The 25,476-nt window shown below is 35.3% G+C and carries 24 protein-coding genes, 1 pseudogene and 2 riboswitches; of the genes and pseudogenes, 19 read left to right on the forward strand and 6 right to left on the reverse strand.

Features of this window, described 5'->3' with window-relative positions; genetic code table 11:
- Positions 1–52: 52 nt before the first annotated feature.
- Complete coding sequence (locus AC3WVZ_RS29125) at positions 53–3,028, forward strand: YhgE/Pip domain-containing protein (protein ID WP_233935795.1); 2,976 nt, start codon at positions 53–55, stop codon at positions 3,026–3,028.
- 40 nt (positions 3,029–3,068) lie between these two features.
- On the opposite strand, the gene topB is transcribed toward AC3WVZ_RS29125, so the two are convergent.
- Entirely contained in the window at positions 3,069–5,258 is a 2,190-nt protein-coding gene (gene topB, locus AC3WVZ_RS29130; RefSeq protein WP_233935797.1) for a DNA topoisomerase III, read from the reverse strand.
- Positions 5,259–5,467: 209 nt separating this feature from the next.
- A riboswitch (TPP riboswitch) is annotated at positions 5,468–5,580 on the forward strand.
- 72 nt (positions 5,581–5,652) lie between these two features.
- Between topB and thiM the strand changes: the two genes are divergently transcribed.
- Both thiM and thiE read left to right on the forward strand, forming a co-directional pair.
- Positions 5,653–6,462 carry a hydroxyethylthiazole kinase gene (gene thiM / locus AC3WVZ_RS29135; RefSeq protein ID WP_016121778.1) on the forward strand — a complete coding sequence of 270 codons (810 nt, stop codon included), beginning with the start codon at positions 5,653–5,655 and terminating at the stop codon, positions 6,460–6,462.
- A gap of 15 nt (positions 6,463–6,477) precedes the next feature.
- On the forward strand, positions 6,478–7,137 hold the full coding sequence (gene thiE / locus AC3WVZ_RS29140) for a thiamine phosphate synthase (RefSeq protein ID WP_000090960.1): 660 nt from the start codon (positions 6,478–6,480) through the stop codon (positions 7,135–7,137).
- A gap of 115 nt (positions 7,138–7,252) precedes the next feature.
- On the opposite strand, the gene AC3WVZ_RS29145 is transcribed toward thiE, so the two are convergent.
- Positions 7,253–8,566, reverse strand: a complete 1,314-nt coding sequence (locus AC3WVZ_RS29145; protein WP_000498704.1) for an anaerobic C4-dicarboxylate transporter family protein — start codon at positions 8,564–8,566, stop codon at positions 7,253–7,255.
- 281 nt (positions 8,567–8,847) lie between these two features.
- A riboswitch (cyclic di-GMP riboswitch) is annotated at positions 8,848–8,932 on the forward strand.
- Positions 8,933–9,066: 134 nt separating this feature from the next.
- Here AC3WVZ_RS29145 and AC3WVZ_RS29150 point away from each other — a divergent pair.
- Positions 9,067–10,809 carry a methyl-accepting chemotaxis protein gene (locus AC3WVZ_RS29150; RefSeq protein ID WP_233935799.1) on the forward strand — a complete coding sequence of 581 codons (1,743 nt, stop codon included), beginning with the start codon at positions 9,067–9,069 and terminating at the stop codon, positions 10,807–10,809.
- A 136-nt stretch (positions 10,810–10,945) separates the two neighbouring features.
- Positions 10,946–13,765, forward strand: a pseudogene (locus AC3WVZ_RS29155) (amino acid adenylation domain-containing protein); the annotation flags it as partial.
- A gap of 31 nt (positions 13,766–13,796) precedes the next feature.
- Here the strand turns inward: AC3WVZ_RS29155 and AC3WVZ_RS29160 are convergent.
- The 3 genes from AC3WVZ_RS29160 to AC3WVZ_RS29170 all read right to left on the reverse strand — a co-directional run bounded on the left by AC3WVZ_RS29160 (position 13,797) and on the right by AC3WVZ_RS29170 (position 17,394).
- Positions 13,797–14,858 carry a tyrosine-type recombinase/integrase gene (locus AC3WVZ_RS29160; RefSeq protein WP_233935801.1) on the reverse strand — a complete coding sequence of 354 codons (1,062 nt, stop codon included), beginning with the start codon at positions 14,856–14,858 and terminating at the stop codon, positions 13,797–13,799.
- A gap of 468 nt (positions 14,859–15,326) precedes the next feature.
- Positions 15,327–16,730 carry an IS66 family transposase gene (gene tnpC, locus AC3WVZ_RS29165; protein ID WP_233935200.1) on the reverse strand — a complete coding sequence of 468 codons (1,404 nt, stop codon included), beginning with the start codon at positions 16,728–16,730 and terminating at the stop codon, positions 15,327–15,329.
- A 304-nt stretch (positions 16,731–17,034) separates the two neighbouring features.
- Complete coding sequence (locus AC3WVZ_RS29170) at positions 17,035–17,394, reverse strand: helix-turn-helix domain-containing protein (protein WP_098687089.1); 360 nt, start codon at positions 17,392–17,394, stop codon at positions 17,035–17,037.
- Between the two features lie 146 nt (positions 17,395–17,540).
- Here AC3WVZ_RS29170 and AC3WVZ_RS29175 point away from each other — a divergent pair, with 146 nt between their 5' ends.
- From AC3WVZ_RS29175 to AC3WVZ_RS29225, 11 genes are all read left to right on the forward strand, one after another.
- Positions 17,541–17,777, forward strand: a complete 237-nt coding sequence (locus AC3WVZ_RS29175; protein WP_233935803.1) for a helix-turn-helix transcriptional regulator — start codon at positions 17,541–17,543, stop codon at positions 17,775–17,777.
- Between the two features lie 31 nt (positions 17,778–17,808).
- Positions 17,809–17,997 (forward strand): helix-turn-helix transcriptional regulator, encoded by a 189-nt coding sequence (locus AC3WVZ_RS29180; RefSeq protein ID WP_000549469.1) that lies wholly within the window; start codon positions 17,809–17,811, stop codon positions 17,995–17,997.
- A 14-nt stretch (positions 17,998–18,011) separates the two neighbouring features.
- Entirely contained in the window at positions 18,012–18,167 is a 156-nt protein-coding gene (locus tag AC3WVZ_RS29185; RefSeq protein WP_341065121.1) for a DUF6906 family protein, read from the forward strand.
- 39 nt (positions 18,168–18,206) lie between these two features.
- Positions 18,207–18,968, forward strand: a complete 762-nt coding sequence (locus AC3WVZ_RS29190) for an ORF6C domain-containing protein (RefSeq protein ID WP_233935805.1) — start codon at positions 18,207–18,209, stop codon at positions 18,966–18,968.
- A 15-nt stretch (positions 18,969–18,983) separates the two neighbouring features.
- On the forward strand, positions 18,984–19,292 hold the full coding sequence (locus AC3WVZ_RS29195) for a hypothetical protein (RefSeq protein ID WP_233935807.1): 309 nt from the start codon (positions 18,984–18,986) through the stop codon (positions 19,290–19,292).
- A gap of 177 nt (positions 19,293–19,469) precedes the next feature.
- On the forward strand, positions 19,470–20,354 hold the full coding sequence (locus AC3WVZ_RS29200; protein ID WP_233935809.1) for a conserved phage C-terminal domain-containing protein: 885 nt from the start codon (positions 19,470–19,472) through the stop codon (positions 20,352–20,354).
- A gap of 14 nt (positions 20,355–20,368) precedes the next feature.
- Positions 20,369–21,283 carry a P-loop NTPase family protein gene (locus AC3WVZ_RS29205; protein ID WP_233935811.1) on the forward strand — a complete coding sequence of 305 codons (915 nt, stop codon included), beginning with the start codon at positions 20,369–20,371 and terminating at the stop codon, positions 21,281–21,283.
- A gap of 12 nt (positions 21,284–21,295) precedes the next feature.
- A complete protein-coding gene (locus AC3WVZ_RS29210) occupies positions 21,296–21,583 on the forward strand; it encodes a helix-turn-helix domain-containing protein (protein WP_233935813.1) in 288 nt (95 codons plus the stop codon).
- A complete protein-coding gene (locus tag AC3WVZ_RS29215) occupies positions 21,580–21,846 on the forward strand; it encodes a hypothetical protein (RefSeq protein WP_088114640.1) in 267 nt (88 codons plus the stop codon). The genes AC3WVZ_RS29210 and AC3WVZ_RS29215 overlap by 4 nt, the downstream gene beginning before the upstream one ends.
- Before the next feature lie 50 nt (positions 21,847–21,896).
- Entirely contained in the window at positions 21,897–22,061 is a 165-nt protein-coding gene (locus AC3WVZ_RS29220; protein ID WP_000817805.1) for a DUF3954 domain-containing protein, read from the forward strand.
- Positions 22,062–22,289: 228 nt separating this feature from the next.
- Positions 22,290–22,487, forward strand: a complete 198-nt coding sequence (locus tag AC3WVZ_RS29225; protein ID WP_233935814.1) for a hypothetical protein — start codon at positions 22,290–22,292, stop codon at positions 22,485–22,487.
- Positions 22,488–22,780: 293 nt separating this feature from the next.
- Here AC3WVZ_RS29225 and AC3WVZ_RS29230 read toward each other — a convergent pair whose 3' ends face one another.
- Complete coding sequence (locus AC3WVZ_RS29230) at positions 22,781–24,010, reverse strand: IS110 family RNA-guided transposase (protein WP_233935816.1); 1,230 nt, start codon at positions 24,008–24,010, stop codon at positions 22,781–22,783.
- Between the two features lie 369 nt (positions 24,011–24,379).
- On the opposite strand from AC3WVZ_RS29230, the gene AC3WVZ_RS29235 reads away from it, so the two are divergent.
- From AC3WVZ_RS29235 to AC3WVZ_RS29245, 3 genes are all read left to right on the forward strand, one after another.
- Positions 24,380–24,616 (forward strand): hypothetical protein, encoded by a 237-nt coding sequence (locus AC3WVZ_RS29235; protein ID WP_098311455.1) that lies wholly within the window; start codon positions 24,380–24,382, stop codon positions 24,614–24,616.
- A gap of 117 nt (positions 24,617–24,733) precedes the next feature.
- Positions 24,734–25,132: a YopX family protein gene (locus AC3WVZ_RS29240; protein ID WP_233935817.1), complete on the forward strand. Its 399-nt coding sequence runs from the start codon at positions 24,734–24,736 to the stop codon at positions 25,130–25,132.
- A 144-nt stretch (positions 25,133–25,276) separates the two neighbouring features.
- Positions 25,277–25,408, forward strand: a complete 132-nt coding sequence (locus AC3WVZ_RS29245; protein ID WP_142326415.1) for a DUF3983 domain-containing protein — start codon at positions 25,277–25,279, stop codon at positions 25,406–25,408.
- The last annotated feature ends 68 nt before the right edge of the window (positions 25,409–25,476 follow it).

Here is a 25,476-nt window from a genome sequence, read left to right on the forward strand (position 1 = left end):
GTATGTATCATTTTCTAAAGAAGGAAAAATATATAATTAGGTGATAACTTCTATGAAACAGATTTGGCGTATTTATAAGACAGATTTACGGAATGTAGCCAAACATTGGGCTGCAATTGTTATTGTTTTAGGATTAATGATTTTACCATCGTTATATGCATGGTTTAACATTAAAGCTTCTTGGGATCCATATGGAAATACAAAAGAGGTTCCCATTGCAGTTTCTAACCAAGATGCAGGTTCTAATTTAAGAGGGAAAGATATTAATATCGGGAAAGAGATTGTAGACTCCCTTAAGAAAAACAAAAATCTTGGCTGGAAATTTGTAGATGAAAAACAAGCAATTTACGGAGTTGAGCGTGGAGATTATTATGCAAGTATTACGATTCCAAAAGATTTCTCTGAAAAAATTGCAACTGTTCTGGATGAAAATCCTAAAAAACCAGAACTGGATTACTATGTGAATGAAAAAGTAAACGCGATTGCACCGAAGATTACAGCAAAAGGTGCATCAGGTATTACAGAAGAAATTAGTAAAAACTTTGTAAAAACAGCAAACGGTGAGATTTTTAAAATCTTCAATGACCTTGGAATCGATTTAGAAACAAACTTACCAAGTATCGAGAAAGTAAAAGATCTTGTCTTTAAGTTAGAAGCGCAGTTCCCAGAAATGAATACACTTATGGATAAGGCGTTAGATGATGCAACTCGAGCAGAAGATGTTGTGAAAGTAGCGCAAAAAGAGTTGCCAGTTGTAGAGAGTGTTATGAATGATGGGCAAGAAGCGTTAGGGAATTTAGATAAATTCTTTGCGAGAAATGATGAAACATTGCAACGTGCCCCAGGAACTATTAAGAATAATTTAATGGTAATGCAAAAAGGTTTAGATGGTGCGGCGGCAATTACGGATTTCTTAAAAAATCCATCATTTGATTCTAATCTGACACTTCCAGATCCAGCTAAATTCCCAGTGTTGCCTAATATAACTATTCCGCAAGTACCACAAATCCCAGAAATTCCAGCGTTACCGCAAGTGAATGGTGGGGGGTATAAAAATATTGCTAAAAATATTAATCAAACTGTAAATAATGTTTTTAGTTCGATACGTGTCGGAACAACTTATGCACAAGGTGTTATAAATGGGTTGCAAAATGGTAATTTTGATCCGGAAAAAGCGAAGCAAGATCTTAATAAGGTTTCTGAGACGCTGCAAGGTCGTGCAGATAGTGTTTCATATTTAATTGATGTCTTTACTAAATTTAAAGAGTCTGCATCAACTGATTTTGGAAAAGAATTCTTCCAAAAGAGAATAGAAAAATTAACAAACCTTAAATCAGCTATTGAAAATGCAAATGGTGGCGTTAAAGATATTGCCAATATTATTGGTACAGGACAAGAAGTGAAACAAGATGTAAGAGACGCTGCTAATAAAAAGTTAGATGCAATAAATAACTTGGTAAATCAAGCAGAAGCAGATTATAATGCTACGTTTGTAGCAGATTTCGAAAAAGCAGTAAGCACAGCTGAGCAATTGAAAAACACAGCTGAAAATGTAAAAGAAGATGCTCAGCAACTAAGAGGTAATTTAAATCAAGATATCAAAAAAGCAAATGAGTTAGTAAACCAAACAAATGAAGCATTAGACAGTGGTAGAGAAAAATATGATAAAGCTGTAAATGATTACAGCAGATTAAAAACAGAGCTTGAAAAAGCAAGAGAAGACTTAAGTAACAAAGGTGTTAATGGATTAGATTCTACAAAAGTAGCCTTAAATGATTTGAATGGGCAGTTCAAAGCAAGTTGGAATTTAGTTAATGACATGATTCCAGTTCTGGAAAGTACAAATAAAGTGTTAGCTGATGTGAATAGTGATAAAAATCTTAATGGCACAATTTCTAAGTTAAATAAAGCAAAAGATGGTTTGCAAAAAGGAATGGAGTTAACTGATAAAGGAATTGACGCTATTAATAAAGGTCAAAAACCAGCAGCTGATGTTATTGAAAGTATTAATCAAGTGTCTAAAAGTGTTTCGGGCCAAATTGGTGACATTTTAGCTAAATATGACTCAGAAATCACTCCAAATTTCAATGCAGCAATTGCTCGCACAAAAGAGATGTCTAAAAACACATCTCAAATTTTAAAAGAGGCAGACAAAAAGCTTCCAGATGTTAAAAAATTACTAGAAGATTCATCAAAAGGTTTAGTAGATGGTAAAAAGAAATTAGCAGACATTAAAGCTGAAATGCCAGCTACTGAGAAAAAGATTAAAGAATTAGCAGATAAAATTCGTGATTTTGAATCTGAAGAGGATTTAAAAGACATTATACGCTTATTGAAAAATGATGTTGAAAAGCAAAGTGATTACTTTGCGAATCCAGTAAATTTAAAAGAAAATAAATTATTTGCGATGCCGAACTACGGTTCAGCGATGTCACCATTCTATACAGTGCTTGCATTATGGGTAGGCGCATTATTAATGGTTTCATTATTAACGGTAGAAGTACACGAAGAGGGCGCGAATTATAAGAGCCATGAAATTTACTTCGGACGTTTATTAACATTCTTAACGATAGGTCTTTCACAAGCGGTTATCGTATCGATGGGAGATATATTCTTACTCGGTACGTACGTAGTCGATAAGTTCTGGTTTGTGTTATTTAGTTTATTTATTGGTGGAGTCTTCGTTTGTATCGTATACTCACTCGTTTCTATTTTCGGAAACGTTGGGAAATCGATGGCGATCATTTTACTTGTACTACAAGTAGCAGGATCGGGCGGAACATTCCCAATCCAAATGACACCAGCGTTCTTCCAAGCGATTTATCCGTTCTTACCATTCACATACGCAATTAGCGCAATTCGTGAAACAGTTGGCGGAATGCTTTGGGATATCGTAACGCGAGATTTACTTGTGTTAAGTGCTTTCGTAGTAGTTATGATTGTTGCTGCGTTATTACTGAAAACACCAATTAACAAATCAAGTGAAAAATTTGTTGAGAATGCAAAAGGAAGTAAAATCATTCACTAAAATAAAAGGTTCCTACCGATAGAGGTAGGAACCTTTTTGTTTAATCAAATTTTAATTTTTTTAATGCTTCTGCGAATGGGTTATTTAATGGTTCTTCTTCTTTTTTCTGTTGTTTCATATATTTTTGAACGTCGCGCTTATCAGCTTTGTTTCCAGATTCTTTTTTACGTCTTTCTTGGAATGTTGATAATTTCTCGCGATAGCCACATTTACATGCAAAGATTTGGCCTGCACCCTCACCACGTAATTCTAGTTTCTTCTTACATTGCGGACAGCGAGCGTTTGTTGTACGAGATACATTTTTACGATGACCACATTCACGATCTTGGCATACGAGCATTTTTCCCTTTTTGCCGTTTACTTCTAGCATTGGTTTACCGCAGTCTGGACAAGACTTCGTTGAAATGTTGTCATGTTTATATTTTTTATCACTCGATTTAATTTCAGAAACAATTTCTTTCGTATAGTTCTTCATTTCCGAAATGAATACTTCTTTCTTTAATTTTCCTTTTGCAATTGCTTCAAGTTTTTGTTCCCACTCACCAGTTAGTGTAGGTGATTTTAATTCTTCTGGTACTAAATCAAGTAATTGACGACCTTTTGATGTAATGTGAATATCTTTACCACGTTTTTCAATTAAGAAAGAATTGAAAAGTTTGTCGATAATATCTGCACGTGTCGCTACAGTACCTAATCCACCAGTCGATTTTAACGTATCAGCAAGTTGTTTATTTTGCGTATCCATATATTTTGTAGGATTCTCCATTGCTGAAAGTAAAGTTGCTTCATTAAAGCGTGCAGGTGCTTTCGTTTGACCTGATGTTTGCATAAGTAACTTTACAGTTAATGTATCGTCCTTTTCAATGTGAGGTAGAATCTGCTCTTTTACGTCATCAGTTACATCATCGTCTTCAAATCGATTTTCGTATACTTCCTTCCAACCAGCATGTAAAATCGTTTTTCCGCGTGCAATGAATGTTTCATTGCCGACCTTTGTGCGTAACGTTAGTTGTTCGTATTCGAATGCTGGGAATAAAACAGCTAAGAAACGTTTTACAACTAAATCATAAATTTTGCGTTCTTTATCTGTGAATGCTGAGAAGTTAACGTATCCTTCTGTTGGAATAATCGCATGATGATCGCTTACTTTACTATCATCAACAAATGATTTGTTAGGTTTGATAGGCTTTTGTAATACTTTATGTGCGAAGGGACGGTATTCTCCAACACCACATGCTTTTAGACGTTCTGGAAGTGTTCCAACGATATCAGATGAAATGTAGCGTGAATCTGTACGAGGGTACGTTAGTACTTTATGCTGTTCATACAATTTTTGCATAATATTTAATGTTTCTTTAGCAGAGTAACCGAACTTTTTATTCGCATCACGTTGCAATTCAGTTAAATCGTAAAGACCAGGAGAGAATGACTTCTTCTGTTTCTTATCAATTTCCACAACAGTAGCATTTTGTTTATCTAAACGTTTTACAATACCATCGATTTTTTCTTTATTAAAACTACGGCTATTGCCATTTGCATCTTGCCAAGTAAGTTTGAGCTTCGCCATTGTTTGAGCTTCGATGCCGTAGTAAGTTTGTGCTTTGAAGTTCTTTATTTCATCCTCACGACTAGCAATCATAGCAACAGTAGGGGTTTGTACACGGCCGCAATTTAACTGGGCATTAAAGCGAGTCGTTAAAGCACGAGTTGCATTAAGACCGATATACCAGTCAGCTTCTGAACGCGCAACTGCTGAAGCGTATAAATTGTCATAGGCTTTACCTGGTTTTAAATTTGCAAAACCATCTTTAATTGCTTTATCGGTTACAGAAGAAATCCATAAACGTTTGATTGGTTTATTTAGCTTAACTTTATCGATAATCCAGCGTGCGACTAATTCCCCTTCACGTCCAGCGTCTGTTGCTACAATAATTTCATTTACATCTTTTCTAAGTAGCTGACTTTTTACAGCATTAAATTGTTTACCAGTTTGTTTAATAACCGTTAATTTCAAACGCTCAGGTAGCATCGGTAAATCTTCTAAATTCCACTTTTTATATTTCACATCATAACTTTCTGGATCTGCTAATGTAACGAGATGACCTAAAGCCCAAGTTACAATATATTTACTACCTTCAAGATAGCCGTTTCCTTTTTTATCACACTTCAGTACACGAGCAATATCTCGTGCAACGGAAGGTTTTTCAGCGATTACAACGCTTTTTGACATATTAAAAACATCCTTTCAAATTTCCATAAGTTAAATATAGCATACATCTTCTTGAGATTCAGTTTCGCTCCATATTTCAGCTGTTTTTAATGGAGTTAACAAAATCCCAACTGATTAAAGTTTCACTTTATCAGTTGCCTCTATATCAAATAGAAAAGTAAAGAACTTGTTATTTTACTAGAATAAGAGTAGACTTTGAAGTAGATGAATAAGAAACACATGGGAGTTTGTGGATACAAACTGAGAGTATGGCTACTAGTCCGTCATTGACCATTTGAACCTGTTGGATAATGCCAGCGTAGGGAGAGTGTAAAAGCACATATTCAGGCACTTTGCGTACGCGTAAAGTGTCTTTTTGTGTATCTCCCATCATTATAGTTAGGAGATGAAAAGGATGAATATGAAAGAAATTAGTAAAGTAGTGGATTTGGTGAGAGAATCTAATCCGCTTGTTCATAATATTACAAATGTTGTTGTAACAAATTTTACTGCTAACGGTTTGTTGGCACTTGGGGCATCGCCTGTAATGGCGTATGCGAAAGAAGAAGTAGCAGAAATGGCTAGCATTGCTGGAGCGTTAGTATTAAATATGGGGACACTTCGTCCTGAAGAAGTAGAAGCGATGTTACTCGCGGGTAAATCAGCAAATGCGAACAATGTGCCAGTACTATTTGATCCAGTTGGTGCAGGAGCAACTTCGTACCGAACAGAAGTTGCGAGACATATTCCGGCTGAAATTGAGTTAGCAATTATCCGCGGAAATGCAGCTGAAATAGCAAATGTTATTAATGAGAAATGGGAAATTAAAGGGGTAGACGCTGGTACTGGAAATGGAAATGTTGTAAGTATTGCAAGGCAGGCAGCAGATGAACTAAATACAGTTGCGGTCATTACTGGAAAAGAAGATGTTGTTACAGATGGAGAGAGAACTATTGTTATTCGAAATGGTCACCCTATTTTAACGAAAGTTACGGGAACAGGTTGTTTACTAACTTCTGTAATAGGAGCATTTGTAGCAGTGGAAAAAGATTATGTAAAAGCAGCAGTAGCAGCATTAACGTTTTATGGTGTAGCTTCGGAACTGGCAGCTGCTAAGACCGTGGAAAAGGGACCTGGTAGTTTCCAAATTGAATTTTTAAATCAGTTAGCGAATACTACTTCTGGTGATATTGAGAAGTATGGAAAGATTGAGGAGTTAGAGTAAGAGGGAGTGAAAGAAATGGCACGCATTGAAATAGATAAAATGTCTAAGCTATTGCAAGTGTATTTTATTATGGGAAGTAATAACTGCACAAGGGATCCTTTAGCTGTATTGAAAGAAGCGTTAGATGGTGGAGTGACAATTTTTCAGTTTCGCGAGAAGGGGGAAGGTTCTTTAATCGGAGAAGATAGAGTGCGCTTTGCAAAAGAATTGCAGACGCTTTGTAAGGAATATAGCGTTCCTTTCATTGTAAATGATGATGTAGAATTAGCCATTGAATTAGATGCAGATGGTGTTCATGTAGGACAAGATGATGAAGGAATTACATCTGTTCGTGAAAAAATGGGAGATAAAATTATCGGCGTATCTGCTCATACAATTGAAGAAGCACGCTTTGCAATCGAAAATGGAGCAGATTATTTAGGCGTTGGACCTATTTTCCCAACGAGTACGAAAAAAGATACGAAAGCGGTTCAAGGAACGAAAGGATTAGCCTATTTTAGAGAACAAGGAATTACAGTGCCAATCGTTGGTATTGGTGGGATTACAATTGAAAATACAGCGGCAGTTATAGAAGCGGGTGCGGACGGTGTTTCAGTTATTTCAGCAATTAGTTTAGCTGAATCGGCGTATGAAAGTACGAGAAAATTAGCTGAAGAAGTAAAGAGAAGTTTGTAGGGAAGGACGTGTAGCATTTCAAGTGCTGCATGGAGAAATAGACTGCCCCAAAATTTAAACAAACATTTGATTAAAAAAGCACAAACCTTTTTAAATAAAGGTTTGTGCTTTTTCTTTAAAACATAATTGAAATTAAGAGCATTCCAATTCCGATAGAAGTGAATGTTGCGATTAGACCTGGAATCATAAAGCTATGATTTAAAACATATTTTCCAATGCCAGTTGTACCAGTACGATCAAAGTTAATGGCAGCAACGATTGTGCCGTAGTTTGGAATGAAGAAATATCCGTTTACTGCAGGGAACATCGCAATCAGTAGCGCTGGTGGAATACCAAGGGATAGTCCAAGTGGCATTAAGGCACGAACAGTTGCTGCTTGGCTGTACAGTAAAATAGATAGAATGAATAGTGCGATGGCAAATAGCCAAGGTGCACTTGTTACTAAATGCTGAATGGATCCTTGAATCATATTTAAGTTTCCATTAAAGAAAGTATCTCCCATCCAAGCGATACCGAAAATAGCAACAACTGCTGTTGCCCCCGCTTTAAAGACGTTACCAGACACAATGCTTTCTACATTTGGTTTACAGAAAATAATAATAAGAGCCGCGATAGTTAACATAACCATCTCAATTGTATTCGGCATGGAAAGACGGGCTAACTTCCCATCAACTATCCATCCTGGACGAAGTGCTTCAAATGAACCAAGAAGTACAACAAGGAAGGTTCCTACAAGGAAAAGGATAACTGATAATTTTGCGCCCTTTACACCTACAAATTCTTTTTTCTCTTCAAGCTTAGGAATCATTCCTTCTTTTAATCGTTTTAAGTATTCAGGGTCTTCATTTAATTCTTTTCCCATCTTACTAGCAACGAATGCTGCTAACATACAAGCAATGAAAGTGGAAGGAATACTCACTTTTAAAATATCTAATAAAGTGATTTTATAGTCAGCTAACATTGCTAAAAGAGCAACTGTGGCAGCTGAAATTGGACTAGCTGTAATTGCTTGTTGAGAAGCGATTACGGCAATCGACATTGGGCGTTCCGGTCTAATCCCTGATTCACGAGAGACTTCTGCAATAACAGGAAGTACAGAATAGGCAACGTGACCAGTACCTGCACATAGTGTGAATAAATAAGTAACAATTGGAGCAAAAAAAGTAATACGCTTTGGATTTTTTCGTAATGCCTTTTCAGCTAGATGAACAAGATAGTCCATTCCTCCAGCAGCTTGCAAAGCACCAGCAGCTGTAATTACTGCCAAAATCATAAGCATTACATCGATAGGAGGCGCGGTTGGTTGTAGGTGGAAGACAAAAACGAGTATTGCCATACCAACTCCACCCATTACTCCTAAACCAACTCCGCCTAGGCGTGCACCAATAAAAATACAGAGTAACAAGGTAAGAAATTGTAGCCAAAACATGATAAACTACCTCCGAAATTCATTAGTTAAGATATATTCGAATAGTTTAATTTGAATGAAAATTAAATAAATACCCGAAGAAATCCTTGTTATTTATACATTTTTTATTATATAACACAAAAAAAGTAACATTCACGTACTTTTTGAAATTATTTCAAAAAAGCAATGCATTAAAAATTGTATTTATATCTCTAAATAAGTAGACATTTTGATTTATATGTTGTAATCTTTGAAAGAGAATAAATTAATTCTCATAGAACTCCCATATCGTTCAACTCGTTCAGCGAGAAAGGCAAACTGATGGAAACATGAGGACGCAAAACTACAGGAGCTAAGGTCGAAAGGCTACGCTAGCCAGTTACCGGACGGATAGGGTTGGTCTTGGCCAATGCTTTTACATTGGCTTTTTTTTATTCTCGAACATATTGAGAAACATTTTCAAACAAAATATCCATATATTTTGTTTTTTTGTTTGTGTTGATTAAGGAAGGTGGATATTAATGAAAAAATATTGGCATAAGTTATCGTTCCTTCAAAAGAACGTCTTATTAACCGTATTAGTTATTTTGACACTTGTTGGAAGTATGGGTGCATTAAGTTTCAATATGTTTCAAAATAGTATGATGTCTTTATTTGAAAGGCAGTCTATTGAAACAGGAGAAATAGTATTGAAAAAACTGGATGTAGAATTAGTTAGAGACATGGCGAAAGATCCTACAGCCGAAAAAGTGAAAAAAGAAAAGTTAACAGAGAAATTAGATGAAGTATCAAAAGAATTGAAAAGCGTTGGACAAACGTATGTTACAGGAGCAAAGCCGAATGAAAAGCGAGAATTACAACTCGTTGGTTTGACTACAGAGTTAACAAATGCGTTTCCTATAAAGCCGGGAGATTATTATGAACAACCCGCTCATTGGATGAAGGCATACGATAAAGTGATTGATACGAAAAAGGCTCAAATGACAGAAGTATATGAAGATGAAATAGGTTCGTGGGTGACAATATTAGAACCAATTACAGATGGAGAAAACAATATTATTGCAATTGTTGCCGCTGACTTAGATGCTTCCATTGTTCCTATTACAAAAGAGAAGTTTATGATACAGGGTTTACTCTTTATCATTATTTCATTAGCAATTGCGACTATTACTCAATTCTTTATCGTGCGTCACTCGCTAGCTCCATTAAAAGATTTACGAGAAGGGTTACGTAAAATTGGTGAAGGTGACTTGAGTATTAAATTAAAAGAAAGACCAGATGATATTGGAATTATTAATGTTTATTTCAATAACACGATTGAAAAGTTTAAAGGGATTATAGATAAAGTAAGGCAAACTGCTGAGCAAGTTTCTTCTTCTTCACAAGAATTGTCGGCGAGTACAGAGGAAAACAGCATGGCAGTTCAAGAGATTGCAAGTTCTATTGAAGGTTTAAGAGTCGGGGCACAGTCTCAAAAAACTTCAGTACAACAATGTTTAGGGATTGTACATGGAATGGAAGATAAGGTAGAAGAGATAACTGGGGCTGCGAAACAAGTTGCGGTTGCTTCTGAAGGTATGGAGCAACATTCAATTGAAGGTAATGAAGTGATTGGACAAATTATTAATCAAATGAGTTTAATCCAAAATGCAGTACAAGATTTATCTTCCATCATTTATTCGTTAGAAACAAGGTCAAAAGAAATTAGTGATATCGTAACTGTAATTACAGGCATTTCAAATCAAACAAATTTATTAGCTTTAAATGCTTCTATTGAGGCTTCACGTGCTGGAGCAGCTGGAAGAGGGTTTGCAGTTGTTGCTGATGAAGTACGAAAATTAGCAGAACAGACGGAAGCGTCTGCTAAAGATATAGCGAAATTAATTGGTGAAACACAAGCTGAGACAGAAGATGCTGTAGTTTCCATGCAAAAAGGTTCAAAAGAAGTAGAAACTGGAATTTCGCTTGTTCAAAGTAGCGGAGATTTCTTTGAAAAAATCTCAAAATCAGCGCAATCTGTTACAGATCAAGTAAAAGCTGTTTCTGGTAATTCGAGTGATATTTTACAAAATAGCCAGAATATTGGTCAAGTCGTAAATGAATTATCACATATTGCAAATACTTATGCCAACAGCAGTAGTAATGTTGAAGAAAGCATGAAAGAGCAAGAAATATCAGTACAAGATATTGCAGAATTAGCGACTTCTTTAAGTTGGCTCTCTCAGGAATTACAAGAGCTTATTGGTGAGTTTAAAAGCGAATAAGGAGAAAGTTCAATTCTAATCAAGGGCGTATCTCCGCTACTGATTATGAATTGAACGAATCTGCCCTTTAATAAGGGATAAAAAAGGTGTGAATTTTCACACCTTTTTTATATTTAAGAGAGGAATTTACATAAATATGAAATTAGCAATTTCTTATAGTGAGATGGTAAAAGAATTTTTAGGAAAAGTAGAAGGAAGTATTAAAATACCTAAAGATGTGCAAGGAACAGAACTTAGGATAAAAAGGAAAACGGAACTGTTTTCAAATTTGACTCACATTGTAGATTTAATAGGAGCGACTGCAACGTGGTTATATCATATTTCTAAAGAAAAACATATTGTCGTGCTTTATCATGTAAGAGGAAGTTTATTTCCGATTACTATTGAAGTTTCTAATTTTCTCTCCTATGAAAGTTTAAATTTACAAATTGAAGAGCAACTGGAGCAAATTAAAGAAATGAATGAGGAAGAAATAGAAGAGTTTCAAAACGGTAATACGTTATATGAAATGTCACCTATTATTATTGGTGAAACATATTATGAGCTAAAAGACACGAATACATTACAATTTGTATTTAGTAAAAATATGCAAAGTGTAGAAATAATATTTAATAGTGTTAATTGGAAAGAGACAACAATTACTCGTTATGCACAACAAATACAAGGTGTTTTAATTAATAAATCACAAAATAATAATAATCATATAAATAATTTTAATGTTATTACAGAGGCCGAGATGGCACTTTATAGTCAAGTGAATGATACGACAGCAGTATATCCTGAGAAAAGTATCGTCGATATGTTCTATAATACTGTTACTCAATTTCCAAATCGTATAGCTTTATCTTCAAGGGAAGGTACTTTAACTTATGAGGAGCTAAATAAAAAAAGTAATCAAATAGCTCATATGTTAATTAAAAACGGCGTCCAATTAGGAGACTATGTTGGAATATTTATGAAACGTAGCATAGACACAGTAGTAAGTATGGTAGCTATATTAAAAGCTGGTGCAGCGTATGTTCCGATTGATCCAGATTATCCGGAAAGTAGAATACAGTACATTATTCAAGATAGCCAAGCGAAAGTTATATTGATGAAAGAGACGCCTATAACATGTGATGGGGTTCAAACAGTTTCAATGTATGATAGTGAAACTTATGAAGATACAGATGTAAAGTTGTCTATTCATTGTGATGATGTAGCTTATATGATTTATACATCTGGTTCAACAGGGAATCCAAAGGGAACGATGTTAGCTCATAGAGGCGTTGTTAATCTGTATACTTGGATGAAAAAGCAATATGAATTGACAGAAGAGGATGTATTTGCCCAATTTCCTTCCTTTAGTTTCGATGCTTCTGTATGGGAGTCATTTGCTTCTTTATTCTGTGGAGGAAACTTATATGTACTATTAGAGGAAGAGCGATTGTCTGTAGAAGCATTTGCAAATGCAATCTATAAAGTGAAAGCAACTTCAATCTTGGCATTAGCAACAATTTTTGTTCGACAAGTAGCAACTTATTTAGCAGAAGAAGATATATATAAGCTAGCTTCCCTAAAAAGAATTGCGATTGGCGGTGAAATGTTGCCTGTAGAGGTTATTAAATTGTGGAGAGAAAGAATAGGTACAAATGTTGAAATTCATAATGTATACGGACCGACAGAATGTACTGTAGTGACGACAACCTATAAAATACCTAGTCAGTTAAATGAGGATGTTGCGAGTATTCCCATTGGTAAACCATGTGCTAATTATCAAGTTATGATTTTGGATGAGAATATGAATCTTTGTCCAATTGGTGTACCTGGTGAATTATATATAGATTCAGTGGGATTAGCAAAAGGGTATTTTAATAAGCCTAATAAAACAATTGAAGCTTTTATTCCGAACCCTTTTAATCCTATAGTTAATATATATAAAACAGATGATATCGTTAAGTTGCTAGAGGATGGAAATATAGAGTTTTTACATCGGAAAGATGATCAAGTAAAAATTAGAGGACATCGTATTGAACTAGGCGAAATCCAAAGTAAAATTTCTCAAAATCATAATATAAAAGAAAATGCTGTTTTTGCTAAGAAGAGTAAGGAAGGTAGCCAATATTTAATCGCGTTCTATACAACTTTAAATAAAAAAGAAATACCAGAATTAGTTTATCAGTTACAAGAGCAATTACCAGATTATATGGTGCCATCTAAACTAATTTATATTAATGAATTACCACTTACACCTAATAAAAAGATTGATGTTAAGAAGTTAGCTCAGTTAGAAGAAAAGTATGAACCGGTTCGGCTACAAGAATATGTTGCACCTTCTAATAAAGCAGAAAAACAAATAGCGAACGCTTGGGCGGAAGTATTAGGAATTTCAAAAGTTGGAGTGCATGATGATTTCTTTACAATTGGTGGACATTCATTAAAAGTATTACGAGTCTTAACATTGTTAAAAGAAGATTTCTCACATTTAACAATTCAAGATTTCTTTAAAGAAAGAACGATATATGGATTAGCTCGAATTGAGCGAGAAGTAAAAGTAGAGAAAGAAGAAGTATTTCGTGAATATAAAGTGATTCACGAACCAGATACTATCACGTATGCAAACGTTTTGGAAGAAAACCAGATTTCAAATGTCTTTTTAACAGGAGCTACTGGTTATTTAGGATCACACATATTATATGAATTGTTGAGAGATACATCTGCTACTATTTATTGTTTAGTAAGACCAACTAAAGATGTGCAGCAAAGAATTATAGATACATTAACAGGCTACTTTAATGATATATGTGAAGAATGGTTACAGCGTATACAGGCCGTAGCTGGTGATCTTGGAGAACAGTATCTTGGGATGAGCGAAGGAGAATTTATGTTCATCAGTTCTAAGATGGATACGATAATTCATTGCGGTGCAGATGTAAGACATTTTGGAGATGTAGTTCAAGATTGTAATATCAAGGTCTAAATCGGTTATGGAAACGAAATGGAAACAATTATACCAATTCCGTTTCCATAAATGCAACTACTTCTGCTTGTTTTGACGGATATAAATGACTATAGGTATTTAATGTTGTTGACACGTCCGAATGACCTAGACGTTGGGCTACCACAAGTGGACTGACCCCTCTATTGATTAAGTAAGATGCATGAGAGTGTCTAAATTCGTGAAGTAGGATTCTTTTAACCTTGGCAATACTTACATAGTGGTTATATTGTCTAGCAAGTGTAGCAGTTGATATGCTAGTGTGAAACTCTCCAAATACAACATAATTATTTTTTACTGATGCTGTTAATGTAGCATGTTCTTTTAATTTTTTCAATAAGTCGATAATCAGCGATGGTAACATGACTATTCTGTTAGAAGCTTTGGTTTTTGGTTTTGTAATTTTTCGATTGTGTTCAGTTTTGTTAATGTGAATTGTTTTTTCTTCAAAGTCAACATCATCCCAAGTTAGTGCTAAAAGTTCGCCTTTTCTAGCCCCACTGTAATAAAGAGTAGAAAAAAATGCTTTATAAAGAGGATGCTCAATAACATTGATGAATTGCTTGAATTCTTTGAACTCCCAAAAGTTCATTCTCTTATTAGATTCTTTTTCAAAGTTTCCTGCAATACGTGCTGGATTGTTTGTTAATCCGTGAAATTTAATGGCGAAGTTGAATATGGAAGAAAGTACAGTATGAATTTTTTTTAAATGGTTAGCAGAATAGCTATTTATGATTTTATTTTGATAATTCATAATGTGTTTAGGTGTAATCTGATCAACCTTGATTTTGTGAAACTCCTGTTGTAAATGATTGTATATTACATTTCTTATAACGTTTATTGATGTGTGCTTCCTCCTTTGACAATACCAATCAAAATAACTATCAGCAACTTGAGTAAAAGTTAAACTAGAGTTCGTTTCTTTTTCAACTAACATCTTCGCTTCCGCTTCACGTGCTTCTTTTTTTGTTTTAAAACCACGACGTTTTACTTGTTTTTGCGTGCCATCAAATTGACGGACTCTGACAACGAAGAAATAGGTACCTCGTTCTTTATCCTTGTAGACCACCATAGGAATCCCTCCTGTATATATAAAGATTGATAATTCAATTTATTGAGTAGATTATAACTTGTTTGTTACCAAAAGAAAAGGCTCCCAACATAAATTGAGAGCCTTTTCTTTGACTTGAACCATTTTAATTTTAATAACATACTACCTACATGAAAATAAAATTGCCGTTTAAGACAGTATAGCATATTTAAATCCGAAAATACTCCAAAAATAAAATTCCCCACTAGGATTAGTGGGGGAGATTGGTTAGGGAAACCAATCAGGATAATACAAGTAAGGATGAAATCATATTACCATAATGATTGTGGGGCGTATATTGAGAAAATTCGACATTTGTTTTTTGTAATATTGGTAACTACTCAGCTTCTTCAAATAAAAAAACAGGCCAAATACATGTTTCCGATTCGAAAACATGAAAAGAAAATACTCCAATCAGAGAAAGAATCTATGCCAAATAGAGAAATTCTCTTATGAAGTCGTGTTATTCCAAGGAACCGTTCTAGTTTCTATGACTTGGTTTATCGCTTGTAAGACCGATTGTTTTTGTTTTTTCATGGTACTCATAAAGCTTCGTATCTGACAAAAAGATTCTGCGCCTTTCTTACTTCGGAAAGTCCCAGACACTTTCTGTTTTACTTTCGTCATCCGAATATCCCGTTCTGCTTGATTGTTATCAAATGGAATGGCTGGATGTTCTAAAAACCCTAGAATTCTGTCAGAATACTTGACGAAGCGATTCCATAAATTTTGAGAAGGCGTCTGCTTTCCTTTCTTCTTTTGTTTCGTGGAAAGAATCTGTTGTTCTTTCAATATGGATTGATACATAATAAACAGATTCTTTTGCGTCGCTTTTGGCATGGTACCTTCGGATTGCTTTTTCATCGTCAACGCTTGCGTTAGAAATTTCTGCATCTGTTGTGCCCATTGTTCTCCAGTACTATCTATAATTCCTTGTAAATCTCGTAAGAGATGGGCATTACATAAAACGTGACGACAATCTGTATACGCATCATACGATTTCCAACCATCATGCATCGCAATTCCAGAAAAAGATGGCAAGATTTCTCCAGCATCCATTGCTTCTTTTCCACGTTTTTGATGAATATGTTGCAATGTCACCTCCGGTGTACTGGCAGTATGTAACCATTGTGTTTTGTTTTCTACACGCATACCAGTTTCATCAAAATGGACAACAGGAGACTGCAGAATCTTTTCCTTTACTTCTTTTATGAATGGCTGCAATTGAGAAGCGAAAGCCTGTGTATGATTTACCAGGGTTCCTTCGCTTATAGAATGTCCAAAACAATCCTGAAAGAATTCTTTTGTTCGCTTCAAAGAAATGCATTGATAATGCGTTAAATAGGGAATCAGTCTTTTTATATTTGGACCATATTGAACAGGACGAGATACTGTCGAAGGAAATTGGGCTTCTTGGATAGAATGGCAATGTGGGCATTCTTTCTGTTCTACTTTATGTTCTGTCACTTCGATCTGAATAGGTGGTAAGTCATACACTTGGCGAATGCGATACCCTTTTACAGGCTCGTGGTTCAAGGAAGTATGACAACAAGTACAATATGTAGGAGAATGTGTAATCGTATGATCTGGAGTCGCTGTCAAACCAAGAGTATGTCCCTTGTGGCCCAACTGGCCACCCGTTTGACGATGAGACGGTTTGCGCAAACTTTTTGTAACGGGCTTACCCAAACCATCTGTAGAAGGTGGCTTATGACTATTTTTGGAGTTTTTTTTTGAAGCATTTTCTAGTTCTTGTATACGTTTTTCTAACTTAGAAAATGTTTCTTCAAATAAAGAAATAACAGCTTCAGGTCCTTTTTTATATGTATCTAAAATAATTTTTCGATCGACCATAAGATTCACCTCCCCTGTTTGATATACTCAGTATTTACAAATGGGAGGCATATGAAACTAGTAAAATTTAAAAAAGACACCGAAAGGTGGCTGAGTAGTTACAAAAAAGAATTTGTTTACTTCTCTAATATAAGCCTAAAAAAATGATAATATTTTTTGTAGATAGGGTAAAATTATGAGGAGGAATGGAAATGACGAAAGAAGAGATTGTAGAATTATTTTTGAAAACAATAGATGAAACGCAGCCTGAATTAGTCGAGGAGTACATAGAACAAAGTTTTAAAATTTAAAAAATAGCCCGTCTCTAATATGAGGGGCTATTTTTTTCGTTATTATGGTATTCTTCTAGTGTTTTGGTGATTGCGAGCATTTGTTGTAGGACAATGTCCTGTTTATCTTCAGGTAATGTATCTAATCGTTCCATAATTTCCTTAAACTTGTTGTGTTTTTTTATATCTAATTCGGTACTACGTCCTAGTATAAAATCCGTTGTTACTTCTAGTATTTCAGATAATTTTGCAATAGTATCTGGTGAAGGAAAACGTTCTTCGGACTCATAATAACCAATTACACGAGACGAAGCGCCTACCTTTTTTCCTAGCGTTTCTTGTGTCCAGTTACGTTGCTTTCTTAGTTTTTTTATTCTAGCACCTATACCTGTCATTTTCATCACCTCATAAGGTTGTTCACTTGAACAACCTGTTCTCTTTAGAGACAATCATAGCACATTATGTTCGGAAAGTCATTGACAATGTATAAATTATTCGATATGATTAAAATCGAACGAAACGTTCTATTAAGGAGGCAGACATGAAACAGTCAATTATTTATCATAAAATCGCTAAACATTGTGGTGTTACTGAAAGATATATAAGAATGTTGGATAAGAAAGAACGGATTCCATCAATGGAAGTTGCTAAAAAAATTTCTGACTTTTTAGATGAACCAATCGAAGAGATTTTTTTTAATTGCTACACGAACGAAACGTTCGTATTTGAGCGGTTTTATCCAAAGCTAATTGAAGGAAACACTTCAATTAAGCGTTAATGTGAATAAAATTTAAACAAGGAGCGATACCATGCATAAAAACCTATACATCGCCAGAAAAGAGCAACGCATGACACAAGAGAAAGCAGCAAATTTGATTCATATTGCACCAAGAACATACTTTGCTAAAGAACACGGTAAAAGTGACTTCACCCTAAAAGAGGCTCAAAAACTAGCAAAATATTTCAAAACAACAGTGGACGAGCTGTTTGCGCAATAGAGGAGGGGAAACAGGTGAAAAACGGCAAACGACCAACGAAGCGAGAGAAAATGCATATGAATTCGTACAGCTTAAATCCTGAAAACTGGTTGATCTATAAAAAAGCGGATGGACGACTACACTTGATTCATCGTCATACGAACTCAACACGAGTCATTCCAAGTGCATAGGGTGGACAAACATTATTACAAATGAGGAGGATTTTTTATATGAATGAATTAACAGCAGCAAACGAACAACCCTTACATAATGAACTGGTATTCGAAAAGAATGGTGAGGCAGTAACAGATAGTTTAATGATTGCTGAAATGTTTGGCAAACGACATGACAATGTCTTGTCAGATATTAAGCTTCAAATAGAATATGCAGGAGAAGAATTCTCACTCCTAAATTTTCAGGAGTCAAATTATAAAACAGATAGAGGACGAAGTTACCCAAAGTACAATTTAACAGAGGAAGCATTTACATTAGTTGTTTTTGGCTATAACACGAAAGAGGCTGTACAAACCAAAATTCGATTTATACAAGAATTCAAGCGCATGAAAAACCACATCCAGAACCAACAACAAATCCCTACAGATCCTATGAGCATTTTAAAACTTACTTTTGAAGCATTAGAGGGACAAAAACAAGAACTCCAACACATTAAATCAGATGTCAAAAATTTACGAGAAAACGCACCATTATTCGCAGTAGAATGCGATGAAATTTCAAACGCAGTAAAACGTCATGGTGTTACTTTATTAGGTGGTAAACAGGCGAATGCGTACCAACACGCAGGATTGAGAGGGAAAGTATATCGGGATATTTATAACCAGTTATATCGTGAATTTGGTGTGACGAGTCATAAAGCTATCAAACGTTGTCATTTAGAAATAGCAGCGCAAATTGTTAAAGAGTATACATTGCCAATTGTATTAAGTGAAAAAATTAATTTAGTAAATTCGCAAATCAAGTTTAAAGAGATGTAGAAAGGAGAAAACATCATGACCAAATCTGTTCTAACAAAGGATCTGCAAAAGAAACAAATACTAGAGGAATTCTTACAGCATTGCGAACAACAACAAATTGAAGCGCTACAAAAGAACGATCCATATCAGTTTTGCACTTGGATTAAAGAAGCACGATTGGCTCGACGGGAGCTTATAGCGCTATACCGTGAGAAAGAAAAATATGATAACCAACTTGAAAAGGATCGTAAAAGCATTTTAGGGATTGTGGAACGTTTAAGAAGTAGAGGGATTAATGCATCAGCCGTGGAGAGGACACATTACGAAACGTTAGTAGGATGTTAAAGGCTATGGATGTAGCAAACTCACATGAAAAGACTCCTGTACCAGCAGGAGTCCATAGAAAATAAAATGTATCTCTAGTATATCATGGACGTGTGAAAAAGGGTACAAGCTGATGAGATGAGCCTTATCAAATTAAAATACAGCTTTTGTAGTTTTCGAAGGGGAGGAATTAGTGACATGGCAATATTTAGACAAATTCATACATCATTTTGGAATGATGTGAAAGTGCAAGAAGACTTTACACCAGAGGATAAGTATTTTTTCTTATATTTATTAACGAATCCACAAACAAAACAAATTGGTGTATATCAAATAACAAAAAAACAAATGGCTTTCGAAACTGGATATTCACACGAGACTATAAAAGCTTTAATGCAGCGTTTCGAGGATTATCACAAGTTAATAAAGTATGATACTGAAACTAGAGAGTTAGTGATCTTTAATTGGGGGAAATACAATCTTAAAAAAGCTGGTAAGCCAGTAGAAGATTTAATAAAGAAAGAATTAAAAGAAGTGAAAAATATATCCTTGTTAATTCCAATCTGTAAACATATAGAGCAAAAATCCATTAGGACACTCGTTGAAACATATATTCACGAATCGTATAACGATACGTCAACGAACCGTGGTGCGAATCGGGGACAAGAAGAAGAACAAGAAGAAGAACAAGAAGAACAAGAAGAAGAAGAGTCATCTTTTTCAAAGAATGACATTCCGAAATCCATTCCCTATCAAGAAATTCTTGATTATCTCAATGAAAAAGCGGGTAAGAACTTTAATCCTAAAGCAGAAAGTCACAAAAAGTTAATTAGAGCTAGATGGAATGAAGGTTATACAGTTGAAAATTTCAAAACCGTCATTAATAACAAGGTATCACAATGGCTTGGGAAGTTTGATAGAGAAGGTAAACCTCTTAATCAGTATTTAAGACCAAGTACATTATTTGCTCCAAAACACTTTGATAATTATTTGAACGAAACGGTTAGTAAACCAAAATCTAATCAACAACAATACGGTAATCACATAGATATTCCTGGATTCAAAGGGAATATGCCATTTTAAAGAGGTGAACAGAAGTGCAAAAAATGCAGAAATCATTTGAAAAGCTTCCATCCTTAAAGTTTGCGGATGAATATTGCGAAAATCATACATTCAGCAAAGGTGGACAAGTAACTGTAAAGCCTGTAAGAATGATGATTGATAAAAATGATGGTTCGATTTATTGTCCAAGATGCAAAGTAGAACAGCAGGATTCAATCCTATTCCAGCAAGCCAACAATTACTACAAGAAGATCAATCGAGAACGGCAGAAAAATCTTCTCTTTAAGCATAGTGTTATTGAAAATCAATCAATTACAGAATCAAGGTTAGAATCCTATGAAACAGATTGCCCAGAAACAAAAGCAAATAAGAAAAAGGCCATAGAAATTTTGGAGCGTATCAAAAAGGGCGAAACTTTAAACGTTTATATTGCAGGAATTCAAGGGGTGGGGAAAAGTCATTTAGCTTATGCAATGCTATACGAACTAGTAAAACATTACTGGACAATCTCTGATGGAGAAGCTCTTAATGATGAATTCGCATTTAAGGAAATGAAAAGTTGTTTGTTTGTGGAGATAGAAAAATTAATTCGTCTAATACAAGACTCGTTCCGAAATAAAGAGTCGAAATACACGATGGATTATTGCATTAGCTTAATGGTTGAAGCGGATTTTTTGGTTATTGATGATTTAGGTGCTGAAAGTGGTTCTATGAATAGAAATGGAGAAGCGAGTGATTTTGTTCATAAAATACTTTACGGTGTTGCGAATGGGCGACAAGGCGCAAATAAGACGACAATTACAACATCTAATTTATCAAGCCAACAATTATTTGTTAAGTATGATCCGAAACTAGCAAGTCGATTGCTAAATGGTGTGTCAAAAGAAGAAACGATAGTATTCCAAAATACAACTGATAAACGGATTTTAAATTTAGATATCGGATTCTAAGGAGGAAATGAGATGCCAAGACTTGGAACGGATTTGGAAAAGGAAAATTACACAATGGCGTTACAGGAGAGGAAGTATATGAAGCACGAGCGACGTAACTTGTATATCGCTTTAGAAGAACTGGACATGTTTTGGGATGAAGATGACGTATTACGAGTAAAGAATGCTTGGAAAAACAACGAGAGTGTGTTTGCGATAGGTGAGAAATTACAAAGAGATCCGGACGAAGTTACTCTTCTTATTATGGATTTAGCAAGAAAAGGTGCGATTGGAAAACGGACGTTGGGGTTAGGGGCATGAAACAATTAACCTTTGAAGATGTTGTAGGAGCCATGGATTATGCCGCACACAGTACTGCTGAACAATTCCTTTCCAATCATTTGGTTACACCAACTTACGCAGTAGAATTTTTTGACCGAGATGAAAAACAGAAGTTACGTTGGTTTGAAGTGAATACAGAGGCTGAAGCAAAAGAAAAAGCAGAAGAAACATACGGGAGAATTCAAATCATTAAAGTATATGTGTCCAATCGAACATTGAAAGAAATTATGGAGCTGGACTAAAGGTGTTTTTCATCAAGAGAGCTCTTATATGCAAAGGAGAACACGTGTAAATGAAAAGAGAAATAGATATAAAGACTAAGGGAATCTACATTGTAGAGGATGGGAAAATCATTTTTGTAGAACCACCAGAAAGCGGCTATGGACAACAAGTTTTATATTGGGTAAATGGAAAGTTGTCTCATACACAAACAACGATTACGAAGAAGTTCAAATAAAATCATACGATTCAAAGGTAATCCGGTAAATAAAAGCTCTACTCTCAAAAGGGCGAGAGTAGAGCCTGTGGATGCAGCTACTGAGTACACGGGATGGTGAACATCAGCAACTACATAATAGCATGAGTATTCAGAAAAAACATCGAGTAAATATTTCCGATTTTTCAAATGATAGTCAACCGGAATGGAATAAAATTTGAATTTTGTATAAAAACGGAGGGGAAAAAGATGGCCTTTAGAACAGAGGAAATTAAAACATATCAAACGGTTGTAATTTGTGATGAATGCGGAAAAGAACAGCTACTATGCACAACAACTCATCCGCCTAGTTTCGATACTAAAATGAACGGTGCACTGTCTGCATGGTACACATTTAAACAAGAAGGAAAACAATTTAAAAATTACTGTAAGGAATGCAATTTTTAACAAAAGCGTTATTTTAATCGGAATGGCAGATGATTGACCAAATCACCTGCCAAGTGCCTAAACAGTCCGGAGGGGTAAAGCTCCGTTTTGAAAGAGTATAGCTGACTCGTAGATAGTATGTGTAATGTGAAAAAAGATTATTCGAAAAGACCTGCGGTAGTATGTCAACTGAAAAATAATACCTTTTGAAGTTATCAAAGGACAAATTGCTTAAAAAAGACATCACGAAACTAGACCAGTAATTCATGTAAAATACTGGAATTAATTAAAAGGTAGCGATGACAAGTTTTATGTCACACGTTCACACACCTTTCAGGCGTAAAGAGTTGGTGATTACGTAGTGGCGCATCCACCAATCGCACAAATTTTCTTGCGGTTAGAACGAGTGCACGTTTGTGTTGATGTTTTGGTACTTCATTATACTTTTTTGCGTAATATTCTTGGTATTCCAATACATGCTTCCTTACAGAGTTGGCGGCTTCAACTAAGTAATACCCCAAGTAATGATTCCCATTACGAGATAATGAAGTGTTTTCAGCGGTGAACCGACCAGATTGATATGTACGCCAATATAACCCGGCATATTTGGCGATTTTGGTTTCATCGTCAAATCTTTCGATTTGGCCAATTTCAGCGATAATACCAGCGGCATATATAGGTCCAATTCCAGGAATGGATTCTAATGTTTGCGTTAATCCAGCCATGATCCGCTTAATAGATTTTTCTAGTTCTTTAATTTGTCTTTGATAGGTACGAATGATTTCAATTGACGTTCCTAAAAGAATATCGATTGAGTCTTCTACCACCTTATCTAAACGATACGATGTGCGAACAGCCTTTTGAATGGTTGATGCTACACATTTCGGGTCACCAAATCGGTTTTTACTCTTTTCCTGTAGGAACTCAGCGAGTTCCTCTAAAGGCATATCAGCTAGCTCTTCTAGACTGAATTTTTCAAGAAACAATTCCATCATGGCGTTACCAAATATAGAAGAATCGACTTCTTGTGAGAACGTATTACATTTATAACTTAGATGTTGTAGAAAATGTTGCTTCTCCTTTGTCAACATTCTAACGAGTTGATAACGAGATCTTGTTAATTGCTGTAATGCCACGTATTGACGCTCTTTCACGATGGACATTTGATTCCGTCCAAACCGTAGGTAATCAGCGATGACAAAGGCATCAATTTCGTCAGTCTTATTCATGTCTGAATAACTTTTCTTGAAGTTGGCGACTTGTTTTGGATTTAGAAGAAATACCTTTGTTCCAAATCTTTTTAAGTCTTCATCATGGTGGAGAAACATAGATGGATGAAAACTATAAACAGATGTAGATTCTAAGCCGATTTTTAAAGTTTCAACCTCTTGATTGATTGTACACTGTAATAATCGTTCTTTCAGAACCTGTGCACCTGGTAAGTCATTACTAACTGAAAAAGAATCTAATCTTTCTCCTTCACCATTTAAAAAACAAACTTTCATATCAAACGAACTTACATCTAGACCAACAAATAATCTCACGTAAGAGACCTCCTTTCGATTTAGAATCATTGCTTGGACGTCTCGAGATATCTCTAGTGTGTACGCCGACCAACAACCTCGTGTATAAGAGCTAGTCCTGAATCGAAAGCCGCCCTAGAGCTACTAACATCTAGGTTCGAGGGTCAGGCTGCTCAGCCTGAGAGTAGGGAGCCCCGCGCGTTCACTGAGAAACACTCTTTTCGTGTGGTAAATCCACAGGGGAATGCAGAATTGTCCCAAATGATCCTAAGACCATTATCTAGAAATATCTTGAGACGTCCAAGTATTTTCTTTATTACAGGACTCTTATTAGAGAGAAAAACTAAGCCTGAGATAGGGCTTAAATATTAATATACGAGGAGAATGGATATGAAAGATTACTATTTAGTTAGAAAAGGCAAGTTATGGGTTAGCGATGCTGGTACTACTCATGATGATATGCAAGCTCCATTTGATGTAATTACAGTGGTAGGTGAAAAGAAATTGGCGCAAAAATTCTATTCAAAAGCATCAGCTAAATATTGTGCAGAAGTTTTAGGGTTTAACATTATTGAAGTCAAAGTTGAGGTAAAAGAAATCGAAACAGAGATGGCATTTTATGAATAAGAGCAGCTAGCAAAAGCTAACTGCTCATCTCCAAGGGGGAACAAGGAGAAAGTAACTTAATGGGTTGTCTACAGTATTGACGGAATATTAAGTTTTATTCAGGGGAGGAAGAAAGAAATGAGAGAAATTAAGTTTCGTGCATGGGTGTTGCAAGATGAGGTTGATGGTGAATATATAGCGGCTGAATATATGGAGGATAATGTTGAAGCGTTTCATGATCCACTTTATGAACATAAGCAAGGGAACATGGTGTTAATGCAGTATACAGGATTAAAGGACAAGAACGGCAAGGAAATTTATGAGGGTGACATTGTAAAAGCCTGGTCTACTGGTTCATGTGGTACATTCGAGGTTCGTTGGAGACAAGGAGGAGCACCGTGTTTCATGTTATATCCAGCGTTTCAAAATGGAGAAAGGTGGAGATTGCATGGAACACAAGATAAGCATGGTAATTATTACGATGATGTAGAGGTTATTGGTAATATTCATGAAAATCCAGAACTCATAAAAAACTGAACAAAATAATCCTTTTGTGAGGGAAAGGAATTTATAAAATAGGTACAATTCACATTTTAATTATTTTTGAATGTAATGGTATCAAATTAGTTAAAACGCCCGAAAATGGACAGTAAGGGTGTTTAAAGAGAAGGAGTGAAGGGTTTGAATAAGATGAAGAAAAAGAAATTAAAAAAAGCAATCGCTCGTCGTACAAAGGCTGTACAAAAAGAAGAGCAAGAAAGACTAGATAAAGCTTGGAGAAATCTTTTTATACAGCCTAGCATCATGAAATAAATATAGTCCGGCTAGAAAACTAGAGGACACCGATTTTTAGAACAGCAATCAAGCTGTTTTAAGAAATG

The sequence above is a fragment of the Bacillus sp. CPT56D-587-MTF genome, assembly GCF_058792335.1.